Below are 15,864 nucleotides of genomic sequence, written 5' to 3' on the forward strand. Positions count from 1 at the left end.
CTATGGCGCTTACAAAAGCTGAGATGTCAGAATACCTGTTTGAGAAACTCGGGCTGAGCAAACGTGACGCAAAAGAGTTGGTGGAGTTGTTTTTCGAAGAGGTTCGCCGCGCGTTGGAAAATGGAGAACAGGTTAAACTGTCGGGGTTTGGTAATTTTGACCTGCGTGACAAAAACCAACGTCCGGGCAGAAACCCAAAAACGGGAGAAGATATTCCCATTACTGCGCGTCGCGTAGTGACCTTCCGTCCAGGGCAGAAGCTTAAAAGTCGCGTTGAAAACGCCACACCAAAAGACAGTGACTGATCCCAGTGTTTCAAAAAGGCCGCGCAAGCGGCCTTTTTCATTTCTTTTTTTCGCAATCCTTTTACAATCAATCCTCTGTCATTCTGGCTAATTCTGCTTATGTCCCAGCTTGAACAACTTGCTCTGCACAGCGATCGCCGCAGTAAAGCCTGGCTTTTGGGTCTCGGCAGCCTGCTGCTGGTGTTATTTATCCTCAGCCTGTGCGCGGGTGAGCGCTGGATAAGCCCCACACAATGGTTCAGCGACAGCGACAGCGGCAGGCTTTTTGTCGGCCAGCTTCGCCTGCCGCGCAGCCTTGCGGTTATCCTGGTGGGGAGCGCGCTGGCTCTGAGCGGCGTTGTCATGCAGGCGTTGTTTACCAACCCACTGGCCGAACCCGGGCTGCTTGGCGTTTCCAACGGGGCCGGCATTGGCCTGGTCGCGGGCGTTCTGTTGAGCAGCGGTTCGCTATGGAGCCTCAGCTTTTCGGCAATGGCCGGTGCGCTGGTCGTTACCCTGATTCTGTTGCATTTTGCCCGGCGTCATTTATCCGTCACGCGTTTGCTGCTCACTGGCGTTGCGCTGGGGATTATTTGCAGCGCGATCATGACGTGGGCCGTCTATTTCAGCAGCAGCCTCGATCTGCGCCAACTCATGTACTGGATGATGGGCGGCTTCAGCGGTATCGACTGGCGCTATGGCTGGATGATGCTGGCGCTGCTGCCGGTTATCCTGGCGCTCACCACAGCGAGCAGGGTGCTTAACTTACTGGCGCTGGGAGAAACGTCAGCCCGCCAGCTTGGGTTGTCACTGTTTTACTGGCGTAATCTGCTGGTGTTGGCCACGGGATGGCTGGTTGGCGTCAGCGTGGCGCTTGCTGGCGCAATTGGCTTTGTGGGCCTGGTGATTCCGCACCTGCTGCGGCTGGTGGGGCTGAACGACCACCGTGCGCTGCTGCCGGCTTCGGCGCTGGCGGGAGCCAGCGTATTGCTTGGCGCGGATATTATTGCCCGCCTGGCGCTGGCCTCCGCTGAGTTACCCATCGGCGTGGTCACGGCAACGCTCGGCGCACCGCTGTTTATCATCTTGTTAGTCAAATCGTCACGTCAGCTTTAGCTGACATACATGCATTAACCACAGGAACTCCGTATGAGCATTTATCAAACTGAACTGGTTACACTGGATGGTGAGAAAACGGCGCTGTCCTCCTGGCAGGGACAGGTGCTGCTGGTGGTCAACGTGGCCTCTAAATGCGGCTTAACCCCACAATATGAAGCGCTGGAAAATATTCATAAAGCCTGGCATGAGCAGGGCTTCAGCGTGCTGGGTTTCCCCTGCAACCAGTTTCTGGAGCAGGAGCCAGGCAGTAGCGAAGAAATCAAAACGTTTTGCAGCACGACCTACGGTGTGACGTTTCCGATGTTCGAAAAGTGTGAGGTCAATGGTGAGCATCGTCATCCGCTTTATGCACAGCTGGTCGCGGCGAAACCCGAGGCCGTGCGTCCGGAAGAAAGTGGTTTTTATGAGCGCATGGTCAGCAAAGGACGGGCTCCCAAAGCGCCGGGCGATATTCTGTGGAACTTCGAAAAATTCCTGATAGGGCGTGATGGCAGCGTTATTCAGCGTTTCTCACCGGACATGTCGCCAGAAGATCCCATTATTCTGGAAACGATCAAACAGGCGCTGGCAAAGTAAGTGTTGCTTAGCCTGGAAAATGCAGCCATCCCCGGACGGCTGCAACCGGTGAGCGGCACGATGCAGGCCGGGCAACGGGTGCATCTGGTGGGGCCGAATGGCGCAGGGAAGAGCACACTGCTGTCAGCCCTGGCGGGATTGGAACCCTTTACCGGCCGCGCCACGCTACTGAATACCGCCCTCGTCAGTTGGACAGGCCCGGCGCTGGCCAGCGTGCGCAGCTGGCTGCCTCAGCAACAGCTTCCTCCGGGGCAGATGCCGGTTTACCACTATCTGCGGCTGCATCTTTCGTCTTCCACCTCGCCAGATGAAGCCCGGCTCGCCACGATACTGTCGCGGTTGCAGTTGGATGATAAATTAGCCTGGCCATTGACCCAGCTCTCCGGTGGTGAGTGGCAGCGGGTGCGGCTTGGCGCGGTAATGATGCAAATCGATCCGCAGATCAACGCCAGAGGGCAATTACTGATCCTGGATGAGCCCATGACGGCGCTGGATGTTGCTCAACAAAAAGCGGTGGACGATCTGATTAGTGAACTCTGTGCCGCAGGAGTTTGCGTTGTCGCCAGCAGTCACGATCTTAACCATAGCTTATGGTATGCCAATCAGGTCTGGCTGTTACATCAGGGCCAGGTGGTGTTGCAGGGCGAGCCTGCGGATGTCCTTCGGCCAGAACAGCTTTCGCCCCTGTACGGCATTCCGTTTCGTCAGCTCATCTTAGAAGGACGGCCTCTGCTGACCGTTTTGCCCTGAGACTTGCCACCTGGCGCGCTTTGCCGCTACATTAATCCGGTTACTCTTTATTAAGGATGAGCTGTGATGCGCATGGGGTTGCTGTTATTCGCTTTATTGCTGGTGGGCTGTAGCCATCATGCACCGCCCATTAACAGTCGCCTCTCTGACTCCATCACCGTGATAGCGCAACTCAGAGATCAACTGGGAAGCTGGCGGGGCACGCCTTACCGTTATGGTGGCATGAGCCGCGGCGGGGTGGACTGTTCAGGCTTTGTCTACCTGACGTTTCGCGACAGGTTTGATCTGCAACTTCCCCGCACCACTTCCGCACAAAGCGATATCGGCACCCGCATCAGCAAAGACGATCTCTTGCCCGGTGATCTGGTGTTCTTCAAAACGGGGAGTGGTGAAAATGGCCTGCATGTGGGCATTTATGACACGGATAACGCTTTCATCCATGCGTCCACCAGTCAGGGCGTAATCCGCTCTTCGCTGGATAATGTCTACTGGCGGAAGGTCTTTTGGCAGGCGCGCCGCATCTAATTTCTCCGCTGGAAAACCAGTGGATTTGTGCGGATTAAATCAGAAAAAAAACGGACCTGGAAAAATATTCTTAATTCGGATTTAACCGGTTCGTTTTATTTATAACACCGGACCTAAGAATGTTTTTCACGGTTAACAGAATTGTTCCTGGAATTATTTGGCTTAAAGTTTATTTTTTTAGCCTAACGGTAATGAAGCGATAAAAATATCCATCTCATCAGTCCTTTGCTACTATTGCCAGTATGTTTTTAATCATATACGATGCACTATCGCCACATATTCTGGCTGTAAAATGAAAATTCACCTGTCTGCCGACTATCAGTCGGAAATTTGGTTTTATGCCGCCTGTTCTCAGGAAGGGCACTTAACCGCCATTGAGCTGGCTACGCAGTTCGTGCACGAGAGTGCGCCGATCACGTTGCCGCAGGATGTTCTGTTGCCTCAGCTCGATGAGACACAGCGCCTGCGCCTGCTGCAGCGCCAGATCTCGCTGCTGGAAAAACACCAGACGTTTTTTGAAACCCATCACCTGCTGGCTTTTATGCCTGTCGATGAGGGCATGGCGAACACCATTCTCGAGAGTGAGTTTCTGACGCGCAAAATAAAACAGCTTCCTTTTATGATGCTGGATATCAGCGAAACGTTTCTCTCGCTGAATTTGGGAAAAAATAACCCATTACTCGCCGCGTTAAATCGTGAGTTTAAATTGTCTCTGTCCCATTTTGGCGCAGGGAAATCCTCCACAACAGCCGTTTACGATAATCTGTTTAGCTGTATCAGACTGGATAAACACTTTATTCACTCACTGTCTAAACGTGCTTCTTTTTTACCATTTATGCAGAGCATCATCGATAATTTCCGCAGCCATTGCGATCGGATGATTATTTGTGGTGTGGATGATGAAATTTTACTGGATAAAGTTAGCCAGCTCAGTAACGTCCACCTCCAGGGCGCGCTGTTTCCAGTGGTTAAATCAGACGCCTTTGAGACGTTAATCTACTCTGAGCAATTCCTGCACACTCCCTGATACTCGCACGCCTGCCGCCTGTCCAATCCTGGTCATCAACGCTACACTGTGGGTTTTATCACACGATACCCGGTGTCGTTGGGAGAATTGATGATCTTTGATAACAGCTGGTTTCGTGAGCTTCCTGGCAGCTATACCGCGTTAAACCCTACGCCACTTGCGGGCGGCCGACTGCTGTATCACAACGCGCCACTGGCGAAGGCAATGGCACTGGACAGCGCATTGTTTTCCGGGCAGGGCCATGGCGTGTGGTATGGTGCCGCGTTATTACCCGGCATGGCACCGCTGGCCCAGGTCTACAGTGGGCATCAGTTTGGCGTCTGGGCCGGTCAGTTGGGGGATGGCCGCGGTATTCTGCTGGGCGAACAGCGGCAGGAAGACGGTCGCAGGCTCGACTGGCACCTGAAAGGTGCCGGGCTAACGCCTTATTCGCGCATGGGCGACGGTCGTGCCGTGGTACGCTCCACGGTGCGTGAATTTCTCGCCTCTGAAGCGCTGCATCATTTAGGCATTCCCACCACGCGCGCACTCACCCTTGCCGTTAGCGACGAGCCCGTTTACCGCGAGACCGCCGAACGTGGCGCGATGCTGATGCGTATTGCACCGAGTCACCTGCGCTTTGGGCATTTCGAACACTTTTTTTACAGCCAGCAGCCGGAACAGGTCAAACAGCTGGCAGACTATGCCATTCGCCACCACTGGCCGCAGCTGGTGGATGAGGCCGATCGTTATCAGCTGTGGTTTGCCGATATCGTGCTGCGCACTGCGCGACTGATCGCCCAGTGGCAAAGCGTGGGCTTCGCTCATGGCGTAATGAATACCGACAACATGTCGATCCTCGGCCTGACCCTCGATTACGGTCCCTATGGTTTTCTGGATGACTATCAGCCGGATTATATCTGCAATCACAGCGATTATCAGGGCCGCTACAGCTTCGAGAATCAGCCCATGATTGGCTTATGGAACCTCAACCGACTGGCCCATGCGTTATCGGGGTTAATGAGTACCGAACAGCTCAAACAGGCCTTAAGCGGCTATGAGAATGCGCTTATGCGCGTCTGGGGAGAGCGGATGCGGGCGAAGCTGGGCCTGCTGACGGCCGATGCCGGGGATAATGAGATTCTTACCGAATTACTCAGCTTAATGAGTCAGGAACGCAGCGACTATACGCTCACGTTCCGTCTGTTAAGTGATACGCAGCAGGCGGAGAGCCGTTCGCCACTGCGGGATGAATTTATCGATCGTTCTGCTTTTGATCGCTGGTATCAGCGCTACCGTCAACGCCTGCTGCAGGAGCAGGTTGGCGATGCCGAACGGCAGCAGGTGATGAAAGCCGCCAATCCAGCCGTGGTGCTGCGTAACTACCTTGCTCAACAGGTGATAGACGAGGCGGAGAAGGGAGAGAGCGGCGCGTTGGCGCGTTTACATCAGGCGCTTCAGCAGCCTTTTAGTGACGCGGCGGCCGCTGAATATCGTCAACGGCCACCGGACTGGGGCAAGACACTGGAGGTCAGCTGCTCAAGCTGATTTACAGACGGTGAGAAACCGCCTCAGCTAACAGCGCAAGGACCTCTTCGCTGTCCTGCCAGCTGAGGCAGGGATCGGTGATCGACTGACCGTAAGTCAGGGGTTCACCGCTCACCACTTTTTGATTGCCTTCCTCAATAAAACTTTCAATCATTACCCCGGCAACGGCGCGAGAGCCGCTTTTAATCTGCCCGGAGACGTCCAGTGCAACATCGCGCTGACGGCGATGCTGCTTGAGGCAGTTGCCGTGGCTGAAATCAATCACCAACTGCTGCGGCAGACCAAACTCAGCTAAACAGGCAGCGGCTTCGGCAACGTCGCCTGCATGATAATTAGGCTGTTTGCCGCCACGCAGAATCACATGGCCGTGCGGATTCCCGCTGGTCTGGTAAATCGTCATCTGACCTTGTTTGTCGGGCGACAGAAACATATGGCTGGCACGGGATGCACGAATGGCATCCACGGCAATGCGGACGTTTCCATCTGTTCCGTTTTTAAAACCGACCGGGCAGGAGAGCGCCGAGGCCATTTCACGATGGATCTGGCTTTCGGTGGTCCGGGCGCCAATTGCCCCCCAGCTAATCAGATCGGCAATAAACTGGCCGATCACCATATCCAGGAATTCGGTGGCGGTCGGTAAACCCAACGCATTGATATCAATCAGTAGCTTGCGGGCGATGCTGATGCCGCGATTAACATCAAAGCTGCCGTCCAGATCAGGATCGGAAATCAGGCCTTTCCAGCCCACAACCGTGCGTGGTTTTTCGAAATAGGTGCGCATCACGATTTCCAGCCGATCCTGATAACGCTCACGCAGGGCGACCAAACGCTGAGCGTAGTCCAGCGCGGCGACCGGGTCATGCAGCGAACAGGGGCCAATCACCACCAGCAGACGGGGATCTTCTCCGGTCAGAATGCGGGCAATGCGCTTGCGTGCGGCGGTGATGTTATCGGCCATGGTAGTCGAAAGCGGGTGTTCAGCTGCCAGACTGGCAGGGGAAATCAGGCTGCCAATGCGCGCGGTGCGCAGTTCATCAGTTTTGTTCATGGTGTTCTCTAAGCTTTTTCTTCGCAGCGGTGAAATACCGGGAAGTGATGATGGTCACAATAAACCATTAACCTGCGAATTCAAGCGACAACATGATAATGAAAGTCAAAATGACGGCAGCGGGACGTTACAGCGCCGCCGTCGGCAATTGACTAATACATGCGGCGCGTCAGGCCCATGATATCGAGGATTTTCGTCGCAATCTCTTCCACAGAGTAGTTGGTACTGTTGAGGTAGCGAATCTGGTGAGTGCGAAACAGCGCTTCAACTTCACCCACTTCCAGCCGACACTGGCGCATAGAGGCATAGCGGGTATTTTCTGCGCGCTCCTGACGAATGGCCGCCAGGCGTTCCGGATCGATCGTCAGGCCAAACAGCTTGTGCTGATGCTGACGCAGGGCGGGAGGCAATTTCAGATTATCCATGTCGTCGGCGATAAACGGATAGTTAGCAGCACGGATACCGAACTGCATGGCAAGATACAGGCTGGTGGGTGTTTTGCCGCAGCGCGAAACGCCTAACAGGATCACCTGCGCATCCTCCAGGCCGCGCAACGAGATGCCGTCATCATGCGCCAGCGTGTAATCGATTGCCGCAATACGGGCGTCGTATTTGCCGAGATTGCTGGCATCAAGCCCGTGGGTGCGGTGCGCAACCGGTGCCGGTGACAACCCCAACTCCTGCTGAAGCGGCGCGACCAGTGCCTGCACAATGTCCTGGCAGAAGCCTTCGCTCTGCACAATGATGTCACGGACTTCAGGCGTAACGATGGAAAAAAACACCAGTGGGCGCACGCCGCTTTGCTGATAAAGCGCATTGATTTGCGCCTTAACGGCCTGCGCACGCTGGACATTTTCAACAAACGGCAGGGTCACGCTCGTGGTGTTAACCGGAAACTGAGATAACACGGCATGGCCTAATACTTCGGCTGTAATTGCTGTCCCGTCGGAAATGTAGAAAACGCTTCTGTCGGTGGTCATAAGTCGTGCCTCGGGCAGGGAAGTCGTAAAAACAAGTGAGATAATATAAGCATGCCTTCAGGGGCAAGTGTAGTCTGGGGCATCGTTTCCCTCTCGCTTTTGCATCATGACGTCACCTGTTCACTCTTTTTTGCGCCATCAACACCGCCTCAGGTGACAGACAACGCCTGTGTTTGTTGCGCAACAAAAACGCCGCATAACAGGCAGTAAAAAAAATAATGAGCGAATTATCAGCGTATTAGCAAAAAATAAGGGCCTTGCGCAACGCTGAAAAAAACCAGGCGCAATTCTGAAACTGTGTCTGAGAATCTGCTTTAACGATTCAACAGATCGTGTTTAATCAGACGTTATGCCAGGCTGGATTTGTTAATAGCAGGATTTTCCATGTGCCCATTCATTAATAAAGGATCAGTTCAATGTCCAATAAAGGCGAACAGCCGTTAGTACTTTGGTACAACCAGCTTGGCATGCATGATGTTGATCGGGTGGGAGGCAAAAATGCTTCTCTGGGTGAGATGATTACCAATTTGTCATCTCTGGGCGTCTCCGTTCCCAACGGTTTTGCGACCACCTCCTGGGCCTTTAATCAGTTTCTTGAGCAGAGCGGTCTGAACCAGCGTATTTATGCTTTGCTGGATGACACCAATATTGATGATGTGGATCAACTGGCGAAGGCGGGTAAGCAGATACGCCAGTGGGTAGTCGAAACCCCGTTCCAGCCTGAACTGGAAGCCGCGATTCTTTCGGCCTATGAGCAGCTCTCTGCCGACGATGCTGAGGCATCCTTCGCCGTGCGCTCATCCGCCACCGCCGAAGATATGCCTGACGCGTCCTTTGCCGGCCAGCAGGAAACTTTCCTGAACGTGCAGGGCATCGAGTCAGTCATGGTGGCAGTGAAACACGTTTATGCCTCACTGTTTAACGATCGCGCCATCTCCTATCGCGTCCATCAGGGTTACGACCATCGCGGCGTGGCGCTGTCGGCGGGGATTCAGCGCATGGTGCGATCCGATCTGGCGTCCTCAGGGGTCATGTTCACCATTGATACCGAATCGGGCTTTGATCAGGTGGTGTTCATTACCGCCGCGTTGGGCCTGGGTGAAATGGTGGTACAGGGCGCGGTGAACCCGGACGAGTTTTATGTGCACAAGCCGACGCTGGCCGCGAAACGTCCCGCTATCGTTCGCCGCAACATGGGCTCGAAAAAGGTGCGGATGGTTTACGCCGACTCGCGTGAACATGGCGAGCAGGTGCGCATCGAAGATGTGGCGGAAGCCGAGCGCGATCGTTTCTGTCTGAGCGATGCCGAAGTGGAGGCGTTGGCCCATCAGGCGGTACTGATTGAGCAACACTACAAGCGCCCGATGGATATTGAGTGGGCCAAAGACGGCCACACCGGGAAGTTATTTATTGTCCAGGCGCGCCCTGAAACCGTGCGTTCCAACGGTCAGGTCATGGAGCGTTACAGCCTGCAGGGACAGGGCAAGGTGGTGATTGAAGGCCGTGCGATTGGTCACCGCATCGGCGCCGGTACCGTCAAGGTCATTCACGATATCAGCGAAATGAACCGCATCGAAAAAGGTGACGTGCTGGTGACCGATATGACCGATCCCGACTGGGAACCGATCATGAAAAAAGCCTCCGCCATTGTGACGAACCGCGGCGGCCGTACCTGCCATGCCGCGATTATCGCGCGTGAGCTGGGCATCCCGGCGGTGGTTGGCTGTGGCGATGCCACCGAGCGGCTGAAAGAGGGACATACCGTTACCGTATCCTGTGCTGAGGGCGATACCGGCTATGTCTACGATGAACTGCTCGACTTCGACGTCACCAGTTCGCAGGTTGATACCATGCCGGACCTGCCGCTTAAAATCATGATGAACGTGGGCAACCCGGATCGCGCGTTCGATTTCGCCTGTTTGCCAAACGAAGGGGTTGGTCTGGCGCGGCTGGAATTTATTATCAACCGCATGATCGGCGTGCATCCAAAAGCGTTGCTGGAGTTCGATCAGCAAACCCCTGAACTGCAGAAGCAGATTCGTCAGATGATGAAAGGTTTTGACGATCCGGTTGAGTTTTACATCGCCCGTCTGACCGAAGGGATCGCCACGCTGGGCGCGGCGTTCGCGCCGAAGCGCGTTATTGTCCGCCTGTCGGATTTTAAAACGAACGAATATGCCAATCTGGTGGGTGGAGAACGTTACGAACCCGAAGAGGAAAACCCGATGCTGGGGTTCCGTGGCGCAGGCCGCTATGTCTCCGAGAGTTTCCGCGACTGTTTCGCGCTGGAGTGCGAAGCGGTGAAGCGCGTACGCAACGAGATGGGGCTGACCAACGTGGAAATCATGGTGCCCTTTGTGCGTACGGTCGATCAGGCTCAGGCGGTGGTAGAGGAATTGGGTCGCCAGGGACTGAAGCGCGGCGAGAACGGGCTCAAGGTCATTATGATGTGTGAAATCCCCTCGAATGCCCTGCTGGCCGAGCAGTTTTTACAACACTTTGACGGTTTCTCCATCGGCTCTAATGATATGACTCAGCTGGCGCTGGGGCTGGATCGCGACTCCGGCGTGGTATCGGCCTTGTTTGATGAGCGTAATGAGGCGGTCAAAGCGCTGCTGTCCATGGCGATTCAGGCGGCGAAAAAACAGGGCAAATACGTAGGAATATGCGGTCAGGGGCCGTCAGATCATCAGGATTTCGCGGCCTGGTTGATGGAGCAGGGCATCGACAGTCTGTCTCTGAATCCGGACACCGTGGTGGAAACCTGGTTAAGCCTGGCGGCGCTAAACAAACCCGCCTGAGGTGATGGATAACCTCCGATGCCAGAAGGCCAGCGCAAGCTGGCTTTTTTTTTGCTTTTTGACAGGCAAAAAAAAGCCCATCACAGGGGATGGGCAAAGACTACACACAGCAATTCTTTACGCTACTCAGGGGAAATTAGGGCGTTTAGAAATCAGTAACTTGATTTCCAACATAGGAAACATGGTATTCACACGGCTCGCTGGCGTCTTTAAGAATCCTCTTATTAGTTTAAAGGAAATAATATTTTGACGGCTAGGGAGAGCGTTTCGGACCGTTATTATGTTTAGAAAGTAATCATTTTAAGGCGGGAGAGGGGCTAAAGGCGTAAAACATGCGTTTTATCTTAAAGTACGCTAATGAAAAAAAGGCTGGCGATATCTTAATCAGCCAGCCCACTTAACGAGTACTAATCATATAAAAGGAGGGATCAGGGCTTTTGCTCCGGTGATTCACTTACCACGCTTAGCGGATCGGCCTGCGGCGCAGGCACTTCATGCATCCAGACAGAGACCAGTCGGTAAGAGACAGCCAGCACAACCGGCCCGATAAACAGGCCGATCATACCAAACGCGATTAATCCCCCAATAACGCCGGACAGAATCAGAATCAGCGGCAGATCGGCGCCCATACGAATCAGCACCGGCCGCAAAATATTGTCCAGCGTGCCCACAACACAGCTCCAAATCAGCAGTACCGTGCCCCAGGTGGTGTCCCCACTCCAGTAGAGATAAACAATCGCGGGCACCAGCACCAGCAGCGGGCCGATCTGCACCAGGCAGCAGAGGATCATCAACACGGTCAGCAATGTGGCGTAGGGGATACCGGAAACGGCTAACCCGATACCGCCCAGTACGCCCTGCACCAACGCAGTGACGACAACGCCCAGCGCCACCGCGCGTACTGCCTGTCCGGCCAGCAATACGGCAGCATCACCGCGTCGGCCAGCCATGCGCCAGGCAAAATGCCGGATGCCCTGTGCCGCCTGCTCACCGCGCCAGTAGAGCAGTACGCTGAACAACAGCATCACGGCCAGGTGGATCATAAAACGGCCAAAGTGCCCGGCCTGCGCCACAAAAAAACCGGTGGTGCGGCCAACATAAGGTTGTAACTTCGCCATGATCGCTGCGCCGCCGCCCGCAACCAGTTTCTGATAACTGGCATACAGTTTCTCACCCACCATGGGAATATCGTTGAGCCAGTTCAGGGTGGGTAACATATGTCCCTGAGTCGCCCAGGCGATGACCGGTGCGCTGTTATCTATCAGGCTGTTAACCAGCAGGGCAACCGGGATGATAAACAGCAGGAGCAGCAGGATAGTCATCACAATGACCGCCAGCGAACGCCGCCCCCACAGCAGGCGCTGTATCTTCAGCATCAGGGGCCAGGTGGCAATAACCACCATGCTTGCCCAGGCGAAGCCCAATATGAATGGCTGGACAACCCACAAGCACGCGGCGATCAGGAGTAAAATAAAAATCAGGGTAAATAACATCTGGGGAAGATCAATCTGCCGTTCCAGGCTTTTCATCTTGTGCGTTACCTCATTGGAATTCGTCAACTCAGGGGATGACGCTGCCCCGTAATCATGGGCTATTTCAGGGCGTTTAAACAGGCTTGTAAAGAAAAGGTTTCAGCCCTTCCTGAAAAAACGACAGCGCGGTGGGAAATGTGATAAAACTGAGGATTAAAGCAAGATACAGACGCAAACCTACACAACATCTTTGGTCACATACTCCATGATCCCACAGATTTCTCAGGCACCGGGTCTTATCCAGCGGGTGCTGACATTTCTTGAAACCCTCAAAGCGCAGGGTTTCACCGGCGATACCGCCACCAGCTACGCCGACAGACTTTCGCTTTCAACCGATAACAGCATCTATCAGCTCCTGCCCGATGCGGTGCTTTTCCCGCGCTCGACGGCAGACGTGGCACTGATAGCCCGACTGGCGGGTGAAGCGGCGTTCTCCAGTCTGGTCTTCACCCCGCGCGGTGGCGGCACCGGGACCAACGGTCAGTCGCTCAATCAAGGCATCATTGTGGATATGTCGCGCCACATGAACCGCATCCTGGAAATCAATACCGAACAACGCTGGGTGCGCGTCGAGGCTGGGGTAGTCAAAGATCAACTTAATGCGTACCTGAAACCTTTTGGTTTCTTCTTTTCACCGGAGCTCTCCACCAGTAACCGCGCCACCCTGGGCGGCATGATTAACACGGATGCATCCGGTCAGGGCTCGCTGGTCTACGGTAAAACCTCTGACCATGTTTTAGGGCTCAGGGCCGTGCTGCTCGGCGGCGATATTCTGGATACCCGACCGGTGCCTACCGCGCTGGCTGAAAATCTGGCGCAAACGCCCACGCCTGAAGGCCGAATTTATCAGCAGGTGCTCACCCGCTGCCGTGAGCATCGCGAACTGATTCTGGAGAAGTTTCCTAAGCTCAACCGCTTCCTGACCGGTTACGACCTGCGCCACGTGTTTAGCGATGACATGCAGACCTTTGACCTGACGCGGCTGCTGTGTGGTGCAGAGGGAACGCTGGCGTTTATCAGCGAAGCTCGTCTGGATATCACGCCGCTGCCCAAAGTCCGGCGCGTGGTTAATATTAAATATGACGCCTTCGATTCTGCGCTTCGCAATGCCCCCCTGATGGTCGAGGCGCAGGCGCTGTCGGTGGAAACGGTTGACTCGAAAGTGCTCAATCTGGCACGGGAAGATATTGTCTGGCACTCCGTGCGCGAGCTGATTACGGCTATCCCGGATAAAGAAATGTTAGGGCTGAATATCGTTGAGTTTGCCGGGGATGATGCCGGGCAAATCGATCGGCAGATCACACAGCTTTGCGCCCGTCTGGATACGTTGATGACGCAGCAGCAGGGCGGGGTGATCGGCTATCAACTCTGTGACGATCTGGACGGTATTGAACGCATCTATAACATGCGTAAAAAGGCGGTGGGCTTACTCGGTAATGCCAAAGGCCGTGCCAAACCGATCCCCTTTGTTGAAGATACCGCCGTTCCACCTGAACACCTGGCCGACTATATTGTTGAGTTTCGCGCGCTTCTGGACAGCCATGGTCTGAGTTATGGCATGTTCGGTCACGTGGACGCCGGCGTGCTGCATGTCCGTCCGGCCCTGGATATGTGCGATCCCCATCAGGAAATGATGATGAAGCAAATTTCCGATGAGGTGGTTGCCTTAACTGCACGCTATGGTGGCCTGCTGTGGGGAGAACATGGCAAGGGATTCCGCGCGCAGTACAGTCCGGCCTTTTTTGGCGAAACGCTGTTTAACGAGCTGCGCCGCATTAAAGCGGCCTTCGATCCCCACAATCGTCTCAATCCCGGTAAGATTTGTACGCCTTTCGACAGCGAGGCGGCAATGATGCAGGTAGATGCGACGAAACGGGGCAGCTACGATCGTCAGATCCCCCTTCAGGTACGAGAAACCTGGCGCGGTGCGCTTGAGTGCAACGGAAACGGGTTGTGCTTTAACTTCGATGCCCGCAGTCCGATGTGCCCGTCAATGAAAATCACCCGTAACCGCATTCACTCGCCGAAGGGGCGCGCGACCTTAACGCGGGAATGGCTTCGGTTGCTGGCAGAGCAGGGCGCCGATCCGGTGATGCTGGAGAAAAAGCTGCCGGAAAGTTCCCTGTCGCTTCGCGCGCTGATAAGCAGAATGCGCAATACCTGGTATGCCAATAAAGGGGAATATGATTTTTCCCATGAGGTGAAAGAGGCGATGTCCGGCTGCCTGGCCTGTAAAGCCTGCTCGACCCAGTGCCCGATAAAAATTGACGTTCCGGCCTTCCGCTCGCGTTTTTTACAGCTTTACCATACACGCTATTTGCGCCCGCTCAGCGACCATCTGGTGGCGGGCGTAGAAAGCTACGCGCCCCTGATGGCGAAAGCACCGGGGGTGTTTAACTTTTTCCTGAAACAGCCCTGGGCGACCTCATTCAGTAAGACACACATTGGCATGGTCGACCTGCCTTTATTGTCCTCGCCTACGCTCAAGCAGCAGTTGAGTGGTCATCCGGCGATGAATATGACGCTGGAGCAGCTCGAAGCGCTCAATGAAACACAGCGAGCCCAAAAAGTGCTGGTGGTGCAGGATCCCTTTACCAGTTTCTATGAAGCCAAACTGGTACATGATTTTATCCGACTGATTGAGAAACTGGGATACCAGCCCGTTCTGCTGCCGTTCTCACCCAACGGCAAAGCGCAGCATGTGAAAGGCTTTTTGCAACGCTTTGCGCGTACGGCCAGTAAAACAGCCGATTTCCTGAATCGCGTGGCTAAGCTGGGCATGCCGATGGTGGGGATCGATCCGGCAACGGTGCTCTGTTACCGCGATGAGTATCACCAGATGTTGGGCGAGGCCCGTGGCGATTTCAACGTGCTTCTGGTACATGAGTGGCTCCATCAGGCGCTGCAGGAACGTGAGGTGCAGGTCACCAGCGGAGAAGCATGGTATCTGTTTGCTCACTGTACCGAAGTGACCGCTCTGCCGGGCACGCCCGGTCAGTGGCAGGCGATCTTCTCACGCTTCGGCGCAAAGCTCGAAAACATCAATGTGGGCTGTTGCGGCATGGCCGGCACCTACGGTCATGAGAGCCAGAACCTGGAGAACTCCCTGGGAATTTATGCGCTGTCATGGCATCCGCAATTGCAGAAACTGCCGCGCCAGCGCTGCCTGGCAACCGGTTTTTCCTGCCGCAGTCAGGTCAAACGCGTGGAGGGCAACGGCATGCGTCATCCTCTTCAGGCACTGCTTGAGTTAATCTGAAAAGGTGAGGCGACGCCGGACGCAGGTTGGATTAGAATATCCAGCCTGCGTGCCTGACGAATTCACTCTGCAATACGGTGGCTTGTTCCCATTCACCGGTTATCGCGAGTTGATGACACAGCTGAGTCAGGGAGAGTCGCGCCAACTGGTAAGCCTGGATGCGAAACAGCCGGTCACGATCCGGGTTTTGCATCTCCTGGACCAGCCGGTGGTGAAGTTTGCCCATGGCATGCAGATAACTCAGGTCATCGCCGTTCAACTGGCAGATCTCTGCCATGTCTAAACAGGTATCGTTAAACTGACGCAGTTGCTGAATCGTACATTCAGCCCGGTTGAGTTTGGCCTGTGCCAGGTAAAAATCAACGGTGAGATCGCGAACCGAAAAACGGTATTCATCGAGTTTATGTTGAAGCCAGGCTGAAACCGATAACGACAT

13 protein-coding genes and 1 other RNA gene are annotated in these 15,864 nt (G+C 54.7%); 9 read left to right on the top strand and 5 right to left on the bottom strand.

The features are described from left to right. Positions 1 to 2: 2 nt before the first annotated feature. The 7 genes from ihfA to ACPXSQ_RS05095 all read left to right on the top strand — a co-directional run bounded on the left by ihfA (position 3) and on the right by ACPXSQ_RS05095 (position 5,808). Entirely contained in the window at positions 3 to 305 is a 303-nt protein-coding gene (gene ihfA, locus ACPXSQ_RS05065; protein WP_006118960.1) for an integration host factor subunit alpha, read from the top strand. Positions 306 to 404: 99 nt separating this feature from the next. Beyond that, on the top strand, positions 405 to 1,400 hold the full coding sequence (btuC, locus tag ACPXSQ_RS05070; protein ID WP_033765927.1) for a vitamin B12 ABC transporter permease BtuC: 996 nt from the start codon (positions 405 to 407) through the stop codon (positions 1,398 to 1,400). A gap of 33 nt (positions 1,401 to 1,433) precedes the next feature. Then, positions 1,434 to 1,979 carry a glutathione peroxidase gene (locus ACPXSQ_RS05075; RefSeq protein ID WP_013025582.1) on the top strand — a complete coding sequence of 182 codons (546 nt, stop codon included), beginning with the start codon at positions 1,434 to 1,436 and terminating at the stop codon, positions 1,977 to 1,979. Beyond that, positions 1,980 to 2,729: a vitamin B12 ABC transporter ATP-binding protein BtuD gene (gene btuD, locus ACPXSQ_RS05080; RefSeq protein ID WP_013025583.1), complete on the top strand. Its 750-nt coding sequence runs from the start codon at positions 1,980 to 1,982 to the stop codon at positions 2,727 to 2,729. It begins immediately after the preceding gene. 66 nt (positions 2,730 to 2,795) lie between these two features. Continuing rightward, entirely contained in the window at positions 2,796 to 3,254 is a 459-nt protein-coding gene (locus ACPXSQ_RS05085) for an NlpC/P60 family protein (protein ID WP_013025584.1), read from the top strand. A 292-nt stretch (positions 3,255 to 3,546) separates the two neighbouring features. After that, positions 3,547 to 4,281, top strand: a complete 735-nt coding sequence (locus tag ACPXSQ_RS05090; protein ID WP_014593597.1) for an EAL domain-containing protein — start codon at positions 3,547 to 3,549, stop codon at positions 4,279 to 4,281. 90 nt (positions 4,282 to 4,371) lie between these two features. Further along, a complete protein-coding gene (locus ACPXSQ_RS05095) occupies positions 4,372 to 5,808 on the top strand; it encodes a protein adenylyltransferase SelO (protein ID WP_072138718.1) in 1,437 nt (478 codons plus the stop codon). 1 nt (position 5,809) lies between these two features. On the opposite strand, the gene ACPXSQ_RS05100 is transcribed toward ACPXSQ_RS05095, so the two are convergent. Both ACPXSQ_RS05100 and ppsR read right to left on the bottom strand, forming a co-directional pair. After that, entirely contained in the window at positions 5,810 to 6,856 is a 1,047-nt protein-coding gene (locus tag ACPXSQ_RS05100) for a 3-deoxy-7-phosphoheptulonate synthase (RefSeq protein WP_013025587.1), read from the bottom strand. 152 nt (positions 6,857 to 7,008) lie between these two features. Beyond that, a complete protein-coding gene (gene ppsR, locus ACPXSQ_RS05105; RefSeq protein WP_013025588.1) occupies positions 7,009 to 7,836 on the bottom strand; it encodes a posphoenolpyruvate synthetase regulatory kinase/phosphorylase PpsR in 828 nt (275 codons plus the stop codon). Positions 7,837 to 8,252: 416 nt separating this feature from the next. Between ppsR and ppsA the strand changes: the two genes are divergently transcribed. Beyond that, positions 8,253 to 10,637 carry a phosphoenolpyruvate synthase gene (gene ppsA, locus ACPXSQ_RS05110; RefSeq protein ID WP_013025589.1) on the top strand — a complete coding sequence of 795 codons (2,385 nt, stop codon included), beginning with the start codon at positions 8,253 to 8,255 and terminating at the stop codon, positions 10,635 to 10,637. Positions 10,638 to 10,702: 65 nt separating this feature from the next. On the opposite strand, the gene rprA is transcribed toward ppsA, so the two are convergent. Next, an RNA gene (rprA, locus tag ACPXSQ_RS05115) (antisense sRNA RprA) lies at positions 10,703 to 10,811 on the bottom strand. A 254-nt stretch (positions 10,812 to 11,065) separates the two neighbouring features. Further along, on the bottom strand, positions 11,066 to 12,166 hold the full coding sequence (gene ydiK / locus ACPXSQ_RS05120) for an AI-2E family transporter YdiK (RefSeq protein ID WP_022622475.1): 1,101 nt from the start codon (positions 12,164 to 12,166) through the stop codon (positions 11,066 to 11,068). A 208-nt stretch (positions 12,167 to 12,374) separates the two neighbouring features. Between ydiK and ydiJ the strand changes: the two genes are divergently transcribed. Then, positions 12,375 to 15,428 carry a D-2-hydroxyglutarate dehydrogenase YdiJ gene (ydiJ, locus tag ACPXSQ_RS05125; RefSeq protein ID WP_072138005.1) on the top strand — a complete coding sequence of 1,018 codons (3,054 nt, stop codon included), beginning with the start codon at positions 12,375 to 12,377 and terminating at the stop codon, positions 15,426 to 15,428. 31 nt (positions 15,429 to 15,459) lie between these two features. Here the strand turns inward: ydiJ and ACPXSQ_RS05130 are convergent, their stop codons facing one another. Continuing rightward, positions 15,460 to 15,864, bottom strand: a complete 405-nt coding sequence (locus ACPXSQ_RS05130; protein WP_014605959.1) for a hypothetical protein — start codon at positions 15,862 to 15,864, stop codon at positions 15,460 to 15,462.

The organism is Pantoea sp. EEL5, from assembly GCF_049892805.1.
In the GTDB taxonomy this organism is placed as follows: Bacteria; Pseudomonadota; Gammaproteobacteria; order Enterobacterales; family Enterobacteriaceae; genus Pantoea; species Pantoea ananatis.

Coding starts and splice junctions, on each gene's coding strand:
- ACPXSQ_RS05075 (WP_013025582.1), top strand. CDS start 1,434: ATGAGCATTTATCAAACTGAACTGGTTACACTGGATGGTGAGAAAACG.
- btuC (WP_033765927.1), top strand. CDS start 405: ATGTCCCAGCTTGAACAACTTGCTCTGCACAGCGATCGCCGCAGTAAA.
- ACPXSQ_RS05095 (WP_072138718.1), top strand. CDS start 4,372: ATGATCTTTGATAACAGCTGGTTTCGTGAGCTTCCTGGCAGCTATACC.
- ACPXSQ_RS05090 (WP_014593597.1), top strand. CDS start 3,547: ATGAAAATTCACCTGTCTGCCGACTATCAGTCGGAAATTTGGTTTTAT.
- ppsR (WP_013025588.1), bottom strand. CDS start 7,836: ATGACCACCGACAGAAGCGTTTTCTACATTTCCGACGGGACAGCAATT.
- ydiK (WP_022622475.1), bottom strand. CDS start 12,166: ATGAAAAGCCTGGAACGGCAGATTGATCTTCCCCAGATGTTATTTACC.
- ihfA (WP_006118960.1), top strand. CDS start 3: ATGGCGCTTACAAAAGCTGAGATGTCAGAATACCTGTTTGAGAAACTC.
- ydiJ (WP_072138005.1), top strand. CDS start 12,375: ATGATCCCACAGATTTCTCAGGCACCGGGTCTTATCCAGCGGGTGCTG.
- ACPXSQ_RS05130 (WP_014605959.1), bottom strand. CDS start 15,864: ATGTCGTTATCGGTTTCAGCCTGGCTTCAACATAAACTCGATGAATAC.
- ppsA (WP_013025589.1), top strand. CDS start 8,253: ATGTCCAATAAAGGCGAACAGCCGTTAGTACTTTGGTACAACCAGCTT.
- ACPXSQ_RS05100 (WP_013025587.1), bottom strand. CDS start 6,856: ATGAACAAAACTGATGAACTGCGCACCGCGCGCATTGGCAGCCTGATT.
- ACPXSQ_RS05085 (WP_013025584.1), top strand. CDS start 2,796: ATGCGCATGGGGTTGCTGTTATTCGCTTTATTGCTGGTGGGCTGTAGC.